Here is a 1997-nt window from a genome sequence, read left to right as displayed (position 1 = left end):
CCCCAAGGGTCTCGATCTGTCCACGATCACGCAGGCCAAGCTTGACGCCGTGGCCAGAGAGTTGAACGGACGGCCCCGGAAGACGCTAGGCTACGAAACACCGGCCGAACGATTTCAACAATCTGTTGCATCCACCGGTTGAAACCGCAACCGAAAGCAGTCATTGGCCGGTTGAGCAGGTATGCTCGATTGGCGAAAGGATTGCGACTGGGAGGCACCGTGCAAACGCATTGGTTCTACACCGTATGGCCGTTCATCGGGGTAGGCGGGGCGATCGTGATGGTCGCCATCCTGTTAACCACCGACACCTTCCGTGACAACACCACGGTATCGCGCTGGCGTGATCCAGTGTGGCTGGCGTGGCTCGCAGTGCCGCTCTACTGGGTACATCAGTTCGAGGAGTACAGCCTGCCGGTGCTGGGATTTGACTACTCAATCCAGCAAATGATCTGCAAGAAGCTGGGCTTCCCGCCGTACCCGGACTGCCCGATTCCCCTGTCCTTCTATCCGGTGGTGAACATCGCTCTGATGTGGTTCGGGGCGCCACTAGCAGCGTACCTCTGCGGGCGCAACGTCCTCATCGGCCTCAGCTTCTGGGGACTGCTCTTGGCCAACGGACTTCTGCACACCGCTGGGGGCATCATGGCGGGCGCTTACAACACCGGCCTATGGAGCAGTGTCATCTTGTTTGTTCCGTTGTCCCTCTGGGTCCTGTACGCGTGCACGATTCGCGGACCGTATAGCGGCAAGGTCGTTGGCGCGGCGTTCGGCGCGGGAGCCGTCACGCATGTGCTGCTTTTCATGGACTATGGGCTCTACAAGAACGGGGTGATCGGCAATGCCGGGCTGTTGGTCTTTGCTGCCGTGATCGGTTTCGCGCCGATCATCCTGGCGGCGATTGCGAGCCGGTTCTTCAAGCGCGAATTGCTGCGGGCAGTTCCGATGCAGTAGCGCCTACGTTGCTCCGTTAATTTCGTAGTTATGCATCGTTCCCGCCATCTCATCCTTTGCCAGAAAAGTCCCAATGGATATTAGTTGGACCGACGTCGCCATCGTCCTCTTTCCGTGGATCGGAGGCGGGGCTGCTGTTGTGCTTCTGATCTTGCTGTTCGGTACTCGCATCTTGCAGAGCGAACCGGGGGCATCGAGATGGTATGACCGCGTTTGGCTATCCTGGCTTGCGTTGGCGATCTACCTGTTGCACAACGTTGAGGAATACGGCATCGACGTGTTTGGTCGTATGACGCAATTTCCTACAGAGATTTGCTCGGTCTTGAACTTTCCCGCGCCTCCGGACTGTCCCATTCCCGCATCGTATTTCTTGTCCGTCAACATTCCGGCGATCTGGGTTGGCGCGCCGGTAGCCGCATTGCTGAGCCGTCGCCACCCCCTTGTTGGCCTTGCGTTTTACGGTCTGATTTTTGTTAACCTTTTCTTCCACATCATGCCGCTTGTCGCGGGCGCCGGCTTTGGCCCCGGGACGCTTACCGCAATCGTTCTGTTCGTACCGGTATCGGTTTGGATCATCCACGCCTGCTTCGGCACTGGGCGGTTGAGCTACAAGGCTTTGGCGCTCATCTTCTTCAATGGCGTGATCTTCCACATCATCCTGACGGGGCCATTGATGTTATTCATCAACGGCAAAATCGGCAGCGCGGCGCTGGTAGGTACTCAATTGGCGAACGCTGTCCTGTTCCTTCTGATTCCTTGGCTTGGAGCGAGGTGGCGTGCCGGTGTCCTCATCAGACCGATCACACCTTGATGCATGCACGGGTTGGGATTGGTGCCAATAATTCATTCAAGCCGCAGCCGCTTCGCGGCTCGGCTTGATTTCAGGAGTTGTCGACCGTCCGCTTCTTTAATCGGGCGGTAGTGTCAAGGTCGGACTCCTTCCGTTGGTCGGGTACGTCTCCGCGTGGGTCACGCTTCTTTCCGCAGTCGGCTCTGATGGCGCTCGGCTCGCTGCATGCATTGGTCGGACGGAATGGAGAGCCTGG

The 1997-nt window shown here is 58.1% G+C and carries 2 protein-coding genes and 1 pseudogene; all 3 read left to right on the top strand.

Features of this window, described 5'->3' with window-relative positions; all coding sequences use genetic code 11:
• A pseudogene (locus tag AB4Y64_RS17610) lies at nucleotides 1–142 on the top strand (IS30 family transposase); the annotation flags it as partial.
• Between the two features lie 77 nt (nucleotides 143–219).
• The gene (locus AB4Y64_RS17605) at nucleotides 220–951 is read left to right on the top strand and encodes an HXXEE domain-containing protein (protein WP_441817743.1); all 732 of its coding nucleotides are present in this window, start codon (nucleotides 220–222) and stop codon (nucleotides 949–951) included.
• A 73-nt stretch (nucleotides 952–1024) separates the two neighbouring features.
• Entirely contained in the window at nucleotides 1025–1762 is a 738-nt protein-coding gene (locus tag AB4Y64_RS17600; protein WP_441817742.1) for an HXXEE domain-containing protein, read from the top strand.
• Nucleotides 1763–1997: the final 235 nt, after the last annotated feature.

The organism is Lysobacter sp. TAF61 (genome assembly GCF_052113485.1).
Taxonomy (GTDB): domain Bacteria; phylum Pseudomonadota; class Gammaproteobacteria; order Xanthomonadales; family Xanthomonadaceae; genus Lysobacter_J.
Note: the sequence above shows the minus strand (reverse complement) of the source record. Positions and strands in the feature narration are given on the sequence as shown.